A 19,536-nucleotide genomic window follows, 5' to 3' on the forward strand; every position below is an offset into this window, starting at 1 on the left:
GCAGATTACGCCTTTCTAAAGGCAGCAAGTGACACGGAAAGCATCTGCTATAACCGTGGATCACGCATAGAAAGATTTTGAACATTTCTGTAAGGTCACTTTGTTAAGACTAATCTTTTTTGAGTGACAAGAAAACCTGTGCAAAATTGGCACAAACCATTCATTAGTTTAAGGCTTGAAAAAATCCATGATGCCTGAACCTCATACTGGCTTCTCAACGGAATTTTCTGAGAATTTCATCCAAATTCTACAACAAAGGGCAATTTATCAACCGGATCAGGTTGCTTTTATCTTTCTGGGCGATGGCGAAACCGAATCAAGCCGAATCACTTATCGTGAGCTGGATTATTCTAGTCGGACAATTGCTATTCAATTGCAAGAAATGGAATTAAGTGCCAATCGCGCTTTGCTTCTGTATCCCGTTGGGCTAGATTACTTAATCGCCTTTTTGGGATGTTTGTATGCAGGAGTGGTTGCGGTTCCGGCTTATCCACCGCGTAATCGGCGCAATACCCCTCGCATTGTTTCACTGGTGGAGGATGCCCAAGCCTCTATTGCCCTCACCACTAGCAATTTACTGCCAAAGGTGCAATCGCTATTAGCCGAAAAAGCGAATTTTCCTAGTTTGCACTGGCTGACCACAGATAACTTATCGCCAGAACCTGAGAGATCATGGCAAATGCCTGCCATTAACTCGGATAGCCTAGCTTTCTTACAGTACACCTCAGGCTCAACGGGAACCCCCAAGGGGGCAATGCTCAGTCATGGCAACCTTGTGCATAATGCTGCCATAACTTACCAACTAATGGAACATTCTGCAGATAGTGTGTTTGTTTCTTGGTTACCTACTTATCACGATATGGGGCTCATTGGTGGGATTCTACAACCCCTATATGGGGGATTTCCTTGTATTTTGATGCCCCCGACTGCCTTCCTCCAGCGTCCTTACCGCTGGCTCAAGGCGATTTCCGATTATGGGGGAACAACTAGCGGAGGACCGAATTTTGCCTATGAGCTCTGTGTTCAGAAAATTTCTCCAGAGCAACGAGCTACCTTAGATTTGAGCAGTTGGAGTGTCGCGTTTAATGGTGCGGAGCCGGTTCGCCACAGTACGCTAGAGCAATTTGCCAGCACGTTTGCTGCTTGTGGGTTTCGGCAAGCCTCCTTTTATCCCTGCTACGGCATGGCAGAAGCCACACTCATGGTATCTGGGGGAGAAAAAGCAGTGGTGCCTCGAACCAAACCCGCGGAAAAATCGGCGCTGGAACAAAATCGGGTTGTGGAAGCTCAGGAGCCAGAAACGGTTCAATCATTGGTTAGTTGCGGTCAATCCATACCAGACCAGCAGATCGCGATCGCGCATCCGCAAACGTTTAATCGTTGCGCCCCTGGCGAAATTGGCGAAATTTGGGTTTCAGGTCCCAGTGTGGGTCATGGCTATTGGCAGCGCCCTGAACAAACCGAGGAGACGTTTCATGCCTACCTTGCCGATACGGGAGAAGGCCCATTTTTGCGCACTGGAGATTTGGGATTTCTGGATCGGGGAGAGCTATTTATTACCGGGCGGGCGAAGGATTTGATTGTCATTCGCGGACGCAATCTTTACCCGCAAGATATTGAACTGACGGCGGAACAAAGTCACCCTGCTTTACGCTCGGACAGTGGCGCCGCATTTTCGGTAGAGGTGGGCAACGAAGAACGCTTGGTCATCGTTCAAGAACTGGAATTTCGACAAAAACCAGATACAGAAGAAGTAATTGCTTCCATTCGCGAAGCCATTGCCGAAGCGCATGAAGTGCCGGCTTATGCAGTGGTTTTACTGAAAGGCGGTCGCATTCCCAAAACGTCAAGCGGCAAAATTCAACGCCGTGCCTGTCGCCAGTTCTATTTAGCAGGGGAATTGGAAGCCGTTGGCAGCAGTATTTTAGACCTTGATCCAGTTCCAGAAACGGAATCCCCTCTCCAGCGCGAAGATTTGCTTACGGTTCCCCATTCTGAGCGCGAGGAATATCTCAAGCAATATCTACAACATTTAATTACCCAAACGTTCAACTTAAAATACTCTCAACTTGAATCCCAATCCTCCCTTAGCGCGCTAGGAATGGATTCTCTCAATGCCTTTGAATTGAAAAACCGCATTGAGCAAGAACTGGCGGTGACAATTTCCATTACTGACTTGTTTGATGGGGTAAGTTTGCCTCAGTTGGCACAACAAATCAACGACCAATTAACGGTTGTCAAACGGAATCCGCTTATCCCCCTAACCCCAGAGGAAAAAGCTCAGACATCTCATCCTCTATCTTTTGCCCAACAACAACTTTGGTTCTTTGAGCGACTTGCCCCAGGAACGCCCACCTATAACATTACCCTCTCGATTCAATTGCAAGGAAACCTTGATGTTAGGGCATTGCAGCAAAGCCTAAATGCCATTGTTCAACGTCACGAGATTTTACGAACCCATTTCGAGATTCGAGATGGACAACCTACTCAGATCATTCATTCCCTTACGTTCGACGTTCTCCCTTGTATTGATTTGCAACCCTTACCAGAGGCCGAAGCTGAAGCTGAACGGTTAGCAAAGGAACAAGCCCAAACCCCCTTTGATTTCTCGCAATTTCCGCTGTGGCGAACTCAATTATTGCGCCTCAGCCCGGATCGGCATCAATTGGTTATTACCCTACATCACATTATCGCTGATGGCTGGTCAATGGGCATATTCGTTCGTGAGCTAGCAACCGTTTATGAGGCATTTTCTCAAGGAAAATCGCCTTCCTTGTCGGAATTGCCCATCCAATATGTCGATTTTGCCCATTGGCAACAGCAATTGGATTTTCAGCTGCAACTAAACTACTGGCAACAACAGTTAGCCGGTTCCCTACCTGTTTTAAATTTACCCACGGATCATCCTCGCCCACCGGTTCGCAGCTTTCGCGGGGCACGCCGATCGCGCTTATTGCCCCAAGATCTGATGACGGCGGTGGAATCCCTTAGCCAGCAAGAAGGAACCACCCCCTTCATGACGTTGCTGGCAACGTTCAAAACCTTGCTCTACCGCTATACCGGGCAAACCGATATTTTAGTCGGCTCTCCCACGGCAAATCGCGATCGCTGGGAACTGGAGGGGTTAATCGGGTGCTTTATCAATGTCTTGGTGTTGCGAACCAATCTCGTCGCCGAACCCAGTTTTCGAGACTTCCTAGCCCAGGTGCGTCAAGTTGCCCTAGAAGCTTATGCTCATCAAGCCCTTCCCTTTGAACAATTGGTCACTGAACTGCAACCGGAACGGGATCTGAGTTATCATCCCCTGTTTCAGGTGATGTTTGCGTTTCAGAACGTTCCCCAACCCACGCCCAATTTGTCGGAATTGTCGCTAACCTATCAGGAGATTCCCAGTGAAACCGCCAAATTCGATCTAACCCTCTTTATAGAAACCACGGATTCGGGAACAGTTGCCACGTTTGAATATAACCGGGATCTATTTGAAACCGGCACAATTGATCGGATGCTGGGGCACTTCCAAACCCTATTGGAAGGCATTGTTGCCTACCCCAATAAGTGGATTTCGCAGTTGCCTATCCTAACCGAGGGGGAACGAGACCGTCTCTTAAAACTGGGCCAGACCACGGTGGAACCGTCGCTGTTTCCCCAAAAGTTTGCGGAACAGGCAGCCCAAACCCCGAGCGCGATCGCGGTTGCTTGCGGAGAACAGGTATTGACTTACCAAGCCCTAAACCGATACGCCAATCAGTTAGCCCACTACTTACAAAAACAGGGAGTGGGACCGGAGGTTTTGGTGGGAGTTGCGATGGAACGCTCCCCAGATCTGCTAATTGGGTTACTGGGAATCTTAAAAGCCGGTGGTGCTTATGTACCGCTAGATACGACCCAACCCAAACAGCGATTGCAACTGCTCTTGAACGATGGGCAGGTTCCTCTGTTGCTGACTCAAAAGACGCTTTTTGATGCGCTTCCCGAGACCCAGGCAACCGTCATCAGCCTTGATTCTCATTGGCAAACGATTCTTGAGCAAAGCTCCGAGCCTCCAAAGACTCAACTCTGCCCGGAGAATTTGGCTTACACCATTTATACCTCTGGATCTACGGGAACGCCAAAAGGGGTTGCCATTCCCCACCGCGGATTGGCAAATTACTTAGACTGGGCGAAACAGGCTTATCCCATAACTGAGGGAAAAGGCTCCTTGGTTCATTCTTCCCTTGCCGTTGACATGACCATTACAGGGATGTTTCTCCCATTGCTTGCTGGTACCTGTGTCGAATTCTTGCCTGAGCAATCTCTAACCATGGAAGCGCTGGGCAAAAAACTGCGCAACAGTACCGGCTACAGTCTCATTAAAATGACGCCGGCTCAATTGGGATGGCTGAGCCACCAATTATCCCCGCCGGAAGCAGCGGGACGAAGCAAAGCCTTGATTATCGGTGGCGAAAACTTGGTGAGTGAAACCATTGCCTTCTGGCAAGAGGCAACCCCAGAAACGCAACTGGTGAATGAGTATGGACCCACTGAAACGGTAGTTGGCTGTTGTGTTTATTTTCTGCCCTCGCAACAGTCTCATGCCGGGTCAATTCCCATTGGTCAACCCATTACCAATACAGAGCTTTGCATTTTAGATGCCTATCTGCAACCGGTTCCCATTGGCATTGCCGGAGAACTCTATATTGGGGGTGCAGGTTTGGCTCGGGGGTACTTAAACCGTCCGGAACTCACCGCCGAGCGGTTCCTTCCCCATCCCTTTTCTCAAGCATCGGGAAACCGACTGTATCGGACGGGGGATTTGGCACGGTATCAAGCCGATGGCACCATTGAATTCTTAGGACGAATCGATGATCAAGTGAAAGTTCGCGGGTTCCGCATTGAACTGGGAGAAATTGAAGCGGCATTAGAACAGCATGAGGCAGTTCAAGAAAGTGTTGTTATTGCCCAAGGGGAGCAATTAGTGGCCTACTTGGTCTCTTCTGCTCAATTGCCCAATGTGAGTGACCTGCGAGCATTTCTCCAAGAAACCTTGCCGGAGTATATGATCCCGACTCACTTTGTCCCCTTAACTGCCCTGCCTTTGAGCAACAGCGGCAAAGTGGACTATCAGGCGTTACCCTCTCCCCAACCCAGTCGCCCAGAATTAGCGGTGAGCTATCAAGCGCCCCAAACCCAACTGGAAGAACAAATTGCTGCCATTTGGCAAGAGGTGCTGGGCGTCGAACAAGTGGGCATTCACGACAACTTCTTCGATTTAGGCGGTCATTCCTTATTGGTGGTGCAAGTGCGAGAAAAGTTGCACGAGCGTCTACAACAAAATCTCTCCGTGGTTGACTTATTTGAGCATCCAACCATTCATGCGTTGGCAACCTATTGTACGCAGTCCTCCCCGACGGAAGCGGATTGGCAGTTTCTCGAAAAGCGGGTGCAAGGACAAAAACGGGCGTTTGCCCGACAAAAGCAATTAAGACGTAAGCGTAAACGGTAATGATGAGTGAGGCAAGCATGCAGGAAGAACTAGACGGAATTGCCATTATTGGCATGACTGGGCAGTTTCCCGGCGCCCGGACCCTAGACCAGTTTTGGGAGAATTTGGCGAATGGTGTGGAATCCATTACGCACTTTAGCGAGGAGCAACTGGAACAGGCTGGGGTGGATTCAAACCTACTGAATCATCCGAACTATGTCAAAGCCAAAGGCATCCTCGAAGAGATTGATTTATTCGATGCCAGCTTTTTTGGGTACAATCCTCGGGAAGCACAAACCATGGATCCCCAACAACGGCTGTTTTTGGAACAGGCTTGGACGGCTTTAGAACAGGCTGGATATAGCTCAGATCACTATGACGGTCGCATTGGCGTTTATGCTGGGGTGGGCTGGAACGGGTATTTGTTATCCAACTTAGCCTCGAATGAGGGATTTCTGGATGCCGAATCCGGTTATCAAACCCTCATGGGCAATGAAAAAGATTTCTTAGCAACTCGGGTCTCTTACCAATTAAATCTCAAAGGCCCCAGCATTAGCGTTCAAAGTGCTTGTTCGACTTCTCTGGTGGCGACAAACTTGGCTTGTCAAAGTCTGTTGAGCTATCAAAGCGACATTGTCCTCGCTGGCGGTGTTACAATTAATCTTCCTCAAACCGCTGGCTACTTCTATCAAGAAGGGGGCATTCTCTCCCCCGATGGCCGCTGCCGCGCTTTTGATGCAAAAGCTCAAGGAACAGTGATTGGCAATGGCGTGGGGATTGTCGTTTTGAAACGGCTAGCGGACGCGATCGCGGATGGAGATACGATTCATGCCGTGATTCGCGGCTGTGCCATGAATAATGACGGGTCTGGCAAAGTGGGCTATACCGCCCCCAGTGTGGAAGGTCAAGCAGAGGCGATCGCGGAAGCCATGGCGTTGGCGGATATTGATCCTCAAACCATTGATTATATTGAGACCCATGGCACCGGAACCGCTTTGGGGGATCCCATTGAAATTAAAGCGCTGACCAAAGCCTTTTCCCAAAAAACCCAAACGGAAAAATTTTGCGCGATTGGTTCGGTGAAAACCAATGTGGGCCATCTCGATGCTGCTGCTGGGGTTGCCAGTTTAATTAAGACGGTATTGAGTTTGGAACGAGGCTTGATCCCGCCGAGCTTGCATTTCCAAGAACCCAATCCCGAGATCGATTTTGCCAACAGTCCCTTTTACGTGAATACGGATCTCACGGAATGGAAAACTAATGGGACACCGCGTCGAGCCGGCGTCAGTTCCTTGGGCATCGGGGGGACCAATGCTCATCTCGTTTTAGAAGAAGCGCCCCGGTTACCGGAATCTAGCGCCAGCCGTCCTTGGCAATTATTGGTGCTTTCTGCCAAAACCGACTCCGCCTTGGAAACCGCAAGTCGCAACTTAGCCGCTCATCTGCGAGACCATCCTGAGTTAAAACTGCCCGATGTTGCCTATACCCTTGCTGTAGGGCGACGCCATTTTGAACATCGTCGCACCGTGGTTTGCCAAGATCTGGAAACTGCTTGTCAAACCTTAGAAGCGCCGCCGTCGAATCCAATTACTGCAACCGAATCGCGTCGTGCCATTACCTTTTTATTCCCTGGACAAGGGGCGCAACACCTGAATATGGGTTGGGAATTGTACCAACAGGAACCAATCTTTCGCGAGACCTTTGATTACTGTGCCCAATTCCTGCAACTGCATCTGGGATGCGATTTGCGGTCGCTGGTTTATCCCCCTGATTCAGATACCGAGACCGCTACAGACAAGTTGACCCAAACTGAAATTGCTCAGCCCGCTTTGTTTTCCGTGGAGTACGCGATCGCGCAATTATGGATGTCTTGGGGAATTGTTCCCGAAGCGATGATCGGTCATAGCATTGGCGAGTATGTGGCAGCTTGTTTGGCAGGAGTCTTTTCCTTGGAAGATGCACTAACCCTGGTGGCAAATCGCGGACGGCTCATGCAGACGCTTCCCGGCGGCGCCATGCTAGCTATCTTTTTACCGGAAGACGATGTTAGGAACTTATTGGATGACGACATTGCCTTAGCCGCCAGCAATGGACCTTCCAACTGCGTCGTTTCCGGCTCTGATGCAGCCATACAAGCCTTTCAGGAAAAACTGGACAGCAAGGGAATCGACTATCGCCGTTTGCAAACCTCCCATGCCTTTCATTCCCCAATGGTAGAGCCGATTTTAGACACTTTTGCCTCTGCTGTGGAAAAGGTGAGGTTGCATTCGCCTCAGCAACCGCTAATTTCCAATGTCACCGGAACTTGGATGACAGAAACACAAGCCACTGACCCCAATTACTGGGTGCGACAGCTTCGGGAAACTGTCAAGTTTCGCGAGGGCATTGCTCAGTTATTAGACGATTCCAACCGCTTGTTTCTCGAAGTAGGACCGGGACAAACCTTAGCCAAGCTGACGAGTCAGCAAACTAGCACCACCGAAAACCGCATTTTTACCTCGCTTCCCCATCCTAAGGCGTCAAGTTCAGAACAAGCGCATCTGCTTGAAACTCTGGGGCAACTGTGGCAAACAGGAACAACTGTCCATTGGTCCCAATTTTATGCCCAAGAAAGACGCCATCGCTTGCCCTTGCCCACCTATCCCTTTGAACGGGAACGTTACTGGATCGACTCTCAACAGAGTGATCATGGATCAACGTCCTCAGTAAGCAACCTAACCAAAAAAGCGGATGCCCAAGACTGGTTTTATTATTCCAGTTGGCAACGCACGCCATCCCTAACTTCGGGAGAGCTTTTGACCAATTCCCCTTGGTTGGTGTTTGTGGGTTCAGAGAGGATAGGAGAAAAATTGCTACAACGCTTCCAATCGGAAAATCAGCAGGTGATCGTTGTTCAAGCCGGAGAAAAATTTTCGCAACCGAAGCAGGACCGTTATACCATTGATCCTTACTGTCGCGAAGATTATGCAACCCTCATGGCAAGGTTGCAAGAACAGGGTCAAGTTCCCAGGCAAATCATTCATTTGTGGAGTCTTTGCTCACAATCCAAGACGACGGAAAGCGAGCATTTTAACCAATCTCAGTATTTCGGGTTTTACAGCTTACTCTTTCTCGCCCAAGCCTTGGGTAAGCTGGAACTGCTCGACGATATCCTTATAGCAACCGTAAGTAATGGGGTGCAAGACGTTACGGGCGAGGAATCTTTGCATCCAGAAATGGCAACTATCTTGGCTGCCTGTCAGTCCATCCCGCAAGCCTCTCCCAACTTAATTTGTCGTCACATTGACATTACTATTCCGCAACCGGAAACAGTTCGAGAAAATCAGCTTCTCGATCAATTGCTGGCGGAATTAACTTCTGAAGATGCTCATGAACCAAGGGTCGCCTACCGGGGATTGCATCGCTGGGTGCCCACGTTTGAAGCGGTTCGTCCGCCCAACAGCGATACGGAGTTGCCTTTAAGGCAAGAGGGCGTTTACCTGATTACAGGAGCCTTTGGGGATATCAGCCTCATGTTGGCCGAGTATTTGGCACAACAGGCACAAGCCAAACTGATTCTGATCGAGCATCCCGAGGTGCCGGAACGGGATGAATGGGGACAACAAAAGATCCAAAGCATCCAAGAGACCAGTTCCGATGTGCTTTGGCTTCGGGTTGATGTTGCCGATGAAGGGCAAATGCAAACAGCCATAGAAAAGGGGCGCATGCAGTTTGGCCATATTCATGGCGTGATTCATGGAGCAGAAACTAACCAAGAATCCTCATTTCGTCCCTTCCAGCAAACCGAGGTCGCGGACTGTCAGTGGCATTTTCAACCGAAAGTGCAGGGAACCTTGGTTCTGGAAAGGGTTTTAAAGCAGGAAACGCTGGATTTTTGCATTTTACAGTCCTCTCTGGCTTCCCTATTAGGCGGGTTTGTTGCCCATAGCGCTGCCAATATTTTCCTCGATGCCTTTGCTTGTAAGCATAATCAAACCCATCCCATTTGCTGGACCAGTATTAATTGGGAAGGTTGGCAATTTTGGGAAGAGCGGCAAATGGCGGGACCGGGATCAACAGCTCAATGGGCGCTCCGTCCGCAAGAGGGAGTGGAAGCGTTCCAGCAAATCCTATCCATGCCGAATGCGTCTCGAATTGTGGTGTCCAGTACTGATCTCCAACCGCGCATTGAACAACCGCATCAACCGCAAGCTCCCCTAGAAGACACCAAGCAGGCACCGGGCCATTCCAGAAAGCATCTCTCGCAAGCCTATGTTGCGCCTCGCAATGACATTGAACGCGCGATCGCGCATATTTGGGAGGAACTATTAGGCATCGAGGCCGTTGGCATTCACGATAACTTTTTCGAGCTGGGAGGGCACTCCTTACTAGCTGTGCAAGTGGTTTCTCGATTGCGAGAAGAATTTCAAGTGGAACTTCCCTTGCGAAATCTTCTCTTTGAAACGCCAACCATTGCCGAATTAGCAGGCGCGATCGCGCGACAGCAACTTCCCGCTGAAGATGCCGATGAAATGTCCCAGCTTCTAGAAGAAGTGGAAAACCTTTCCCCGGAAGAAATTGAAAACCAACTTGCTCAAGACAACGATTAACACATAAACTGATCATGGAATTTAGTCTCTTATTCTTTTCCGGCGACGGATCAAGCACCGAATCGGATAAATATCGTCTCTTGCTCGAAAGTTCGAAATTTGCCGATCAAAACGGTTTTTCAGCCATTTGGACGCCCGAACGGCACTTTCACCCCTTCGGTGGGCTTTACCCCAATCCGTCTGTAATGAATGCCGCCCTTGCCATGGAAACGCAAAACATTGCCTTGCGAGCGGGAAGTGTGGTTTTGCCCTTACAACATCCTCTGCGTGTTGCAGAAGAATGGGCAGTAGTGGATAGCCTTTCCCAAGGTCGAGTGGGCATTGCCTTTGCCTCAGGTTGGCACGTGGATGATTTTGTCCTAGCCCCTGGAAATTATGAACAACGGAAACAAGAAATGTGGCAAGGCATTGAAACTGTGCAAAAACTCTGGCAAGGGGAAACAGTGTCCCTACCGCGCGATGCCAACCAGTCAGTTTCGGTGCAAACCTTTCCCAAACCGGTGCAATCGCAACTGCCCATTTGGATTACTGCTCAATCGGAACAAACCTTTGCCCAAGCCGGTGCAATCGGGGCCAACATTTTAACGGCCCTCCTGCACGAAACCATTGAGGATGTGGCACAAAAAATTGCCCGCTACCGAGAGTCCCTAGCCTCTCACGGCTATGATCCCAACTCGGGTCAAGTCACTCTCATGTTGCATACTTTCCTCGGCGAGGATCTGGCAACGGTGAAAGAAACAGTTCGGGAACCGTTTTGCAACTATTTGAAAACCAATCTGGGATTGCTCAAAAACTTGCTGAAAACCTTTGATATGGATCAGTTAACTGAAGATGATATCGACAGCATTTTGACCTTCGGTTACGAACGTTACCTCGATGGCAGAACGCTCATTGGAACGCCAACCAGTTGCCTGTCTACCCTAGACCAAGTTAAGGAAGCAGGCGTCAATGAAGTGGCTTGCCTCATCGACTTTGGCGTGGCATTTGACCAAGTCATGAGCAGTTTATCTTATTTGCGGCAACTGAAGGACAATTTCCAAACCCAACCCTCGCACCAAGCAGTTGTTTCCAGCTAATTAGGGGATTCGCGTACTTATTTTTGAGTTCATCGCTATGGATATTTCTCAACGACTCGCCAACCTTTCCCCCGAACAGCGGGAGTTATTAAAACGCCGGCTGAAACAAAAAGGCCAGTCTCAGGGGGAATCCAGTGACAAGATTCCGAAACGGGAGACAGATCGGGCATTGCCGCTATCTTTTGCCCAGCAACGATTGTGGTTTCTTGACCGCTTGGAACCGGACAGTCCTGCTTACAATCTTGCGGCCAAGGTCAATATCGAGGGACCGCTGAACGTGAGGGCAATGGAACAAACCATTAATGCCATTATTCAACGCCACGAGGTTTGGCGAACTAACTTTACCGCTAACGAACAGGGACAACCCCGACAAATCATTGCCTCTACCCGAACGATTGCTATCCCACTTGTGGATTTGGGTCATTTAAGCCCATTTCAACAGGAATGGGAAGTGTCGCGTTTGGCAACTCAGCAGGCCAAAACTCCCTTTAATCTAGAACAAGGACCGCTTTTACGGGCAACGTTGCTGCGCCTTAATCCCAACAAACATATTATGGTCTTTACCATGCATCATATTGTTAGTGACGGTTGGTCTTTAGGGGTACTCTTACAGGAAGTGGCAGGGCTGTATGAAGCCTTTTGCCAAAGGGATTCCTCACCGCTACCCGAGTTACCGATTCAATATGCTGATTTTGCCATTTGGCAGCGACAGCAACTACAGGGCGGTCAACTGGATGCACAATTGGCGTATTGGAAACATCAGCTTGCCAACCCGCCGGTGTTGCAACTGCCCACGGATTATTCCCGTCCTCCGATACAAACGTTTCGCGGCGTTCGGGAACCGGTTAAAATTCCGCAATCGTTAGTCGATGCCCTGTCTCGCTTTAGTCAACAGCAAGGCGTTACCTTATTCATGACCCTTTTGGCTGCCTTAAAAGCGTTACTGTATCGCTATACAGGGCAGTCAGATCTGATTGTCGGGTCTCCCGTTGCTGGGCGCGATCGCGCTGAACTTGAGAAACTGATCGGGTTTTTTGTCAATATGCTGGTCTTGCGAACCGATGCCTCTGGCGATCCCAGTTTCAGAGCGTTTCTGAAGCGCGTCCAGAAAGTTACCCTTGATGCTTATAGCCATCAGGCGGTTCCGTTTGAAAAATTAGTCGAAGAGTTACAGCCCGAGCGAGAACTGGATCGTAATCCCCTTTATCAGGTATCGCTCACCCTCAATAATGTTCCCATGCCAGCGCCCCAGCTATCGGAACTGAACTTGGATCTCGAAGAAATTGACAATCAGACAACCAAACTGGATTTATCCCTGCACCTTTATCCGGTCGCAGATGGACTAAGCGGTTGGTTTGAGTACAGTACCGATTTATTCCATCCTGACACCATTAAACGCATGGTGGGACATTGGCAAACCTTATTGCAGGGCATTGTTGACAATCCCGAGCAACGCCTCTCAGCTTTGCCCTTGTTAACTGCTGCTGAAGAGCAACAGATCAGGGAATGGAATGCCACTCAAACTGATTATCCGCAACAGCAATGCCTTCACGAATTAGTGGAAGCGCAAGTTGAGCGTACCCCAGACGCGATCGCGCTGGTTTTTGAAAATGAGCAACTAACGTACCGAGAACTCAATCAGCGCGCCAATCAACTTGCCCATCATCTGCAATCGCTTGGGGTTAGCTTGGAACAACCGGTGGGGATTTGCCTGAAACGCTCTGTGGATTTGGTGATTGCGCTATTAGGAACTTTAAAAGCCGGTGGTGCCTATGTTCCCCTTGACCCCGACTATCCACAACAACGCCTAGCCTTGATGAGCGCTGATGCTCAATTAACGGCACTGGTGACGCAACCATCCTTGCAATTCCTGCTGCCGGATTATCAGGGACCGATTCTCTGCCTCGATGCCAGCCGAGAGACCCTAGCCCAAGAACCGGTTACCAATCCCTGTCCCCAAACCACACTCGAACATCTCGCCTATATCATCTATACCTCTGGCTCTACCGGAACCCCCAAGGGCGTGATGAATTCCCATGGTGGGGTGAGCAATCGCTTGTTGTGGATGCAAGAGCGCTATGGTTTAACTCGCAATGACCGAGTGTTACAGAAAACCCCATTTAGTTTTGATGTGTCAGTCTGGGAATTTTTCTGGTCGCTATTCACAGGCGCTTGCTTGGTTGTTGCCCAACCGGATGAGCATAAAGATCCCAGCTACATCAGCCAACTGATTGCGCAAGCAGAAATTACCACCCTCCACTTTGTTCCCTCTATGTTGCAAATGTTTTTGGAAGTAACAGACTCACAAGCCTGTCGATCGCTTCAGCGGGTCATTTGTAGTGGAGAAGCCTTACCCTTGCCGCTTCAACAACGCTTTTTCCAATGTTTGGATGCAGAACTGCACAATCTTTATGGTCCGACAGAAGCAGCCATTGATGTGACGGCGTGGCAGTGTCGCCCCCAAGCCAAGGAGCGTATCGTTCCTATTGGCTCTCCCATTACCAATTTAGAGATTTACTTACTCGATGATCATTTTGACTTAGTGCCAGTGGGAATTCCTGGTGAAATTTATATTGGTGGTGCCGGTTTAGCCCGAGGCTATGTGAATCGCCCAGAACTAACGGCGGAAAAATTTATTCCCCATCCCTTTCGCCAAGAAACCCGACTTTACAAAACCGGAGATTTGGGTCGCTATCGAGAGGATGGCATGATTGAATTTCTCGGTCGGATTGACCATCAGGTAAAACTGAGGGGATTGCGTCTGGAATTGGGCGAAGTGGAGACGCTTCTTGCTGAACATTCCACTGTGAAACAGTCAGTCGTGACGGTACGAAATGATGAAGCTGACCATCAACATTTAGTTGCTTACATTGTTCCGGAACAGCAAGCCTTAGCCCCAAGCTGGCAAGGCGAACAAGTGTCGCAATGGGAATCTGTCTTTGATAAAACCTATGATCAGCCCTCACAACAGCAAGACTTAACGTTTAATATCGCTGGCTGGAATAGCAGCTATACGGATCAGCCCCTTCCAAGTATGGAAATGCAAGAATGGGTTGACCAAACCGTAGCGCGGATTCTTCAATCCCAGCCCCAACAGGTTCTAGAAATTGGTTGTGGCACTGGCTTGCTTCTGTTTCGCATTGTTTCTCATTGTCGCCAATATTGGGGAACTGATATCTCAGCAACCGCTCTGAACTATATCCAACAGCATTTACCGAAACCACAAGCCTCACAAGTTCACTTAGAACAGCGCAGTGCTGACGAGTTTCAGGGAATCGAAAATCAGGCTGTGGATACGGTGGTTCTCAATTCGGTGGTTCAGTATTTTCCTAGCATCGAGTATCTGGTGCGCGTGTTAGAGAGAGCGGTTCAAGTGACCCAACCGGGGGGAAACATTTTTATTGGCGATGTTCGGAGCTTGCCGTTGCTGGAAGCCTTTCATACCGCCGTGCAACTATATCGAGCCCCTAGGGATCTCAGCAGCAACCAACTTCAACAACGAGTACAACAGCGCCTTGCCCAAGAACAAGAATTAGTTATTGATCCGAGGTTTTTCCGCGCCCTTCAGCAATACTTGCCTGAAATTGAGCAGGTCCGAATTCAACCCAAGCGCGGTCGTTACTGCAATGAAATGACCCAATTTCGTTATGATGTGACCCTGCAACTGAGTCCAACGAACCAACCCTCAGCGCCAGCTATAACTTGGCTTGATTGGCAAGAGCAGAGCTTAACCCTCAATCAGATTCGAGATTGGCTTACCCAAAACAAACCTGAGCGACTGGGTCTGAAAAACGTTCCCAATGCCCGCATTCAAACCGCTATCCAACAAGCAGATCTCCTGAATAGAGAGACAAAACCTGCTACGGTAGCGCAATGGCAGGACGTGTTACCCGAGGGAGCGGGAATTGATCCTGAAACCCTTTGGTCTCTCAGTGATGAATTTCCTTATACAGTCGAGATAGATTGGTCAAGGGGGGAAGGGACATATGATGTCCTGTTCCAACGAGAGACAGAAGCAGTAGCCCTGATTACCGCATTTCCGGAAGAACCAATAGAGCCTCAATCGTGGTCTGCTTACGCCAATAATCCGCTACAAGGGCGATTGGCCAATCAACTGGTTCCACAATTGCGTCGCTATCTGCAAGAGCAGTTGCCAGACTACATGGTGCCTTCTGTTATCACCTTGCTCAACGAACTGCCTCTAACTGCCAATGGCAAAGTGGATCGCAATGCCTTGCCGGTTCCTACTTTTCCCCCTCGCGAGCAAGAATTAACCTGTCCTGAAACAGCTCTAGAAAGGACGTTAGCAACGATTTGGCAAGAAGTGCTTGGCTTGGAACAAGTGGGGATTCACGATAATTTCTTTGAGTTAGGCGGGGATTCCTTACTCAGTATGCAAGTGGTTGCCAAAGCCAAACAAGCGCAACTGCAATTAACCCCGAAACAATTATTTGAATGCCAGACCATTGCTGAGTTAGCAACAACAGTCACCGCAGCCACAAAAACTGAAGACCACTCAGACCAACCCATTACTGGCTCAGTGCCTTTAACGCCGATTCAACACTGGTTTTTCGAGCAGGAACAACCAGAGCCACAGCACTGGAACCAAGCCGAATTACTGAAACTCCGAACCCTGATCGCGCCAGCAATTTTAGAAACAGCGGTTCAACACTTGTTGGTGCACCATGATGCCTTACGTTTGCGTTTTGTGTCTGATCCATTAGGTTGGCAAGCGGTTAACGACCCACCCAGTAATCATTCTCCTTTCTCTCACATTGATTTGTCGCTTTTACCTGCAACGGAACAAATGTCTGCTATGGAATCAGTGGCAACTCAACTGCAAGGGAGTTTAGATTTAGGGGAAGGTTCCTTAATGCGAGTGGCGCTATTTGAGTTAGGTGCTCATCAAGAGAATCGACTGTTAGTCATTATTCATCATTTAGTGGTTGATGGGTTATCTTGGCGCATTCTACTCGAAGATCTGCAAACGGCTTGCGAGCAACAATTACGGGGAGAAACCATTGCTTTACCGCCAAAGACAGCGTCCTTCAAACATTGGTCGGAAAAATTACAAGATTGGGTCAACCGCTTATCCCAACAACAAGAAGCAGAAATTTGGCAACAACGCTTACAAGACCCTCGTTTCCGCCTTCCCTTAGATAATCCCGACGGCAACAATATTGCAGCTTCCACTAGGGAAATCACCATGACTCTAACCCCTGAGGAAACTCAGGCATTATTGCAGGAAGTTCCCAGAATCTATCATACGGAAATTAATGATGCCTTGCTGACGGCTCTGTTGCACGCGATCGCGTCATGGAGTGGCCAGTCTTCGATTGTAGTTGATTTAGAACGTCACGGTCGAGAACTGCCTTTTGCTGAAATGGATATTTCCCGAACTGTTGGATGGTTTACTGCCCTGTTTCCGGTTTGTCTGACACTGCATTCTGCGGGAGATATTGGGGAAAGTCTCAAAGCTGTTAAGGAACAGTTACGACAGATTCCCAATCAGGGGGTCAGTTATGGGGCCCTGCGTTATCTCAGTAAAGACGCCGAGATTGCCCAATGCCTGGAAGATTTGTCGCACTCCCAGATCCTGTTTAATTACTTAGGTCAATTCGATCAAAATCTGGCGCAACTCTCGCTATTTGAATTAGCCCTGGAAAACAGTGGCCCTCCTCGCCATCCCCAAAGCCAACGCTCTCATCTCCTCGAAATCAATAGCTTTGTGAAAGGGGAACGATTGCACGTGAATTGGTCTTATAGCACGGCGTTGCATCAGGCTTCCACCATTGAAGGGGTTGCCCAAAGATTCAAGACATCGCTGCGACAACTGATTGAAGCGACTCAATTGGTTGAAACCAGTCATTACACTCCTTCTGATTTTCCCCTTATCAATTTCAAGCAGAAAACATTAGATACGTTACTGACAACTTATCCCATACTGGAAGATATCTATCCCCTGTCTCCCATTCAGGAAGGGATTCTCTTCCATGCGCTATATGCCTCGGATACAGAAGTTTACTTCGAGCAATGGCAATGCAGGTTGCAAGGAAATCTCAATCGCGCGGCGTTTCAACAGGCTTGGCAGCGAGTCATCAACCGTCATCCCATTTTACGAACCTCTTTTCATTGGGAGCAATTAGACGATCCCGTACAGATTGTCCATCAACAGGTGGAACTGCCTTGGTTGGAACAAAACTGGCAACACTTATCGGCCTCGGAACAAACCAAGCAATTAACGACCTTTGAACAGCGCGATCGAGCGTTGGGCTTTAACCTCTCCCAAGCGCCGTTAATGCGGTTGAGTTTAATCCAGATGGCAGAGCAGAGTTATCAATTTATTTGGAGCCACCACCATTTACTCATTGATGGTTGGTCGTCCGCTGCTATTCTCAAGGAAGTCTTTGACTGTTATCAGGCATTTCGCCAGGGACGTGAACCCAGTTTAACCGCGGCTCCCCCCTATCGAACCTATATTCACTGGTTACAACAACAGGATTTTGCCGAGGCTCGCGCCTTTTGGCAAGAAAAATTGCGGGGCTTTACAGCACCGACTTCCCTGAACCGATTAACCGCAGGGAAATCGCGCCAGGGAGAAACCGTTGGCTCTCAAAAGCAGGAAGTCTCTCTTTCCCAACAACAGTTTCGCCATCTGCAATCCTTAGCTCAAACTGCCAAAATCACTTTAAATGCCATTTTTCAGGGTGCTTGGGCTCTCCTTCTCAGTCGCTATAGCGGTGATAGAGATGTGGTGTTTGGAACCACTGTTTCCGGTCGTCCCCCTGATTTAGCTGGCTCAGATTCCATGATTGGGGTTTTTATCAACACCTTGCCCGTGCGAGCCTTTGTCTCTTCCCAAAACACGCTCCTGCCCTGGTTAAAACAACTTCAGGAACAACAAGCAATCCTGAACCAATACCAGTGCAGCCCCCTTGCCGATATTCACCGTTGGAGCGATGTGCCTTTGGAAACCTCGCTGTTTGAAACCATTCTTGTTTTCCAAAACTATCCCATTGACGAGTCCTTACTGGAACAAACCAACAATGACTTAACCTTTCACAATGTACGTTCCGTGACTCGAAATAACTATCCGCTCACGTTAAGAGTTACCCCGTTAAACGGCATTCTATTACAAGCCATTTATGATAATAACCGCTTTGACGATCGCGCGATCGCGCAACTCTTACAAGAATTAAAAACCCTCTTACAAATTATGCTCGACTCATCAGGATCTCAACTGGGAAAACTGCTCGAGCAATTAGAGGAAAAAGAAAAACAACAACAAGCTCAGCAACAACAAGCTCTGAAACAAAGCCGTCGCCAGAAATTGGGACAGATTGGGCGCCGCTCCATCAAAAACCGTTAATCACAATTCCAGCAAATGCTATGAACTTCAAATCAATTAAACGAAAAAAAGTTAATGTTTCCCAACAATCTCTGGTCAAAACCGAATTAATAGCATCAGGACAACAATTGCCATTAGTGATCAAGCCCTCGGTGGAAGGGGTTAACTTGATTCATTGGACCAGCCATCATCGAGATTGGTTGGAAACGAAGTTGTTACAGCATGGCGGCATTCTGTTCCGCAACTTTGCCATCAATAACCCAGAGGATCTTGAGCAACTAACCCAAGCCATTTCCAGCGATTTGCTCAGTTATTCTTACCGCTCAACACCGCGTACCCAAGTTAAAGGCAAAATTTATACTTCAACGGAATATCCAGCAGATCGATCCATTCCTTTACACAATGAAATGTCTTATACCCGTAGCTGGCCGATGAAAATTTGGTTTGCCTGTCTGCAACCAGCGGCCGAAGGGGGAGAAACCCCAATTGCTGATAGCCGGAAAGTGTTTCAGAGACTCGATCCATCCTTAAGAGAGCGTTTTGCCCAACAAGGCATCATGTATCTCCGTAACTACAGCAAAGGACTGGATATCCCTTGGCAAGAGGTATTTCAAACCGATGATCCAGCAGCGGTGGAAGCCTATTGCCGGGAAGCAGGTATTGAATGGGAATGGATTGGCGACGAGCAACTGAGAACCCGACAAATTTGCCAAGCAACGGCCAGGCATCCTAAAACTGGGGAAGCCGTTTGGTTTAACCAAGCTCATCTATTTCATGTTTCCAGTTTAAGCCCAGAGGTACGCCAATATCTTCTGACTAACCTGGGAGAAGAAAATTTGCCGCGGAATACTTACTACGGAAATGCTTCGCCCATTGCAGAGACCGATTTGGACCAAATTCGAGACGTTTATGAACAAGAAACAATTGTGTTCTCTTGGCAAGCAGGGGATATATTAATGCTCGACAATATGCTAGCTGCTCACGGGCGCAAGCCGTTTTCGGGTTCGAGGCGAGTGGTGGTCAGTATGGCAGAGTCTTGTCAGCAAGGGGAGGCACGTTAAT

At 48.8% G+C, this 19,536-nt stretch carries 5 protein-coding genes; all 5 read left to right on the forward strand.

The genetic code is table 11. The features are described from left to right. Window positions 1-190: 190 nt before the first annotated feature. Genes GVY04_18120 through GVY04_18140 form a run of 5 tightly spaced genes read left to right on the forward strand, consistent with a single transcriptional unit; the run spans window position 191 to window position 19,535 of the window. A complete protein-coding gene (locus GVY04_18120; protein ID NBD17971.1) occupies window positions 191-5,482 on the forward strand; it encodes an amino acid adenylation domain-containing protein in 5,292 nt (1,763 codons plus the stop codon). Further along, window positions 5,482-10,050, forward strand: a complete 4,569-nt coding sequence (locus GVY04_18125) for an acyltransferase domain-containing protein (protein NBD17972.1) — start codon at window positions 5,482-5,484, stop codon at window positions 10,048-10,050. Before GVY04_18120 ends, GVY04_18125 begins: the two co-directional genes overlap by 1 nt. A gap of 14 nt (window positions 10,051-10,064) precedes the next feature. Further along, the gene (locus GVY04_18130) at window positions 10,065-11,126 is read left to right on the forward strand and encodes an LLM class flavin-dependent oxidoreductase (GenBank protein NBD17973.1); all 1,062 of its coding nucleotides are present in this window, start codon (window positions 10,065-10,067) and stop codon (window positions 11,124-11,126) included. Window positions 11,127-11,163: 37 nt separating this feature from the next. After that, window positions 11,164-18,495, forward strand: a complete 7,332-nt coding sequence (locus GVY04_18135) for an amino acid adenylation domain-containing protein (protein NBD17974.1) — start codon at window positions 11,164-11,166, stop codon at window positions 18,493-18,495. 20 nt (window positions 18,496-18,515) lie between these two features. After that, window positions 18,516-19,535, forward strand: a complete 1,020-nt coding sequence (locus GVY04_18140) for a TauD/TfdA family dioxygenase (GenBank protein NBD17975.1) — start codon at window positions 18,516-18,518, stop codon at window positions 19,533-19,535. Window position 19,536 lies beyond the last annotated feature (1 nt).

The organism is Cyanobacteria bacterium GSL.Bin1, assembly GCA_009909085.1.
Classification (GTDB): domain Bacteria; phylum Cyanobacteriota; class Cyanobacteriia; order Cyanobacteriales; family Rubidibacteraceae; genus Halothece.

Coding starts and splice junctions, on each gene's coding strand:
- GVY04_18130 (NBD17973.1), top strand. CDS start 10,065: ATGGAATTTAGTCTCTTATTCTTTTCCGGCGACGGATCAAGCACCGAA.
- GVY04_18120 (NBD17971.1), top strand. CDS start 191: ATGCCTGAACCTCATACTGGCTTCTCAACGGAATTTTCTGAGAATTTC.
- GVY04_18125 (NBD17972.1), top strand. CDS start 5,482: ATGATGAGTGAGGCAAGCATGCAGGAAGAACTAGACGGAATTGCCATT.
- GVY04_18135 (NBD17974.1), top strand. CDS start 11,164: ATGGATATTTCTCAACGACTCGCCAACCTTTCCCCCGAACAGCGGGAG.
- GVY04_18140 (NBD17975.1), top strand. CDS start 18,516: ATGAACTTCAAATCAATTAAACGAAAAAAAGTTAATGTTTCCCAACAA.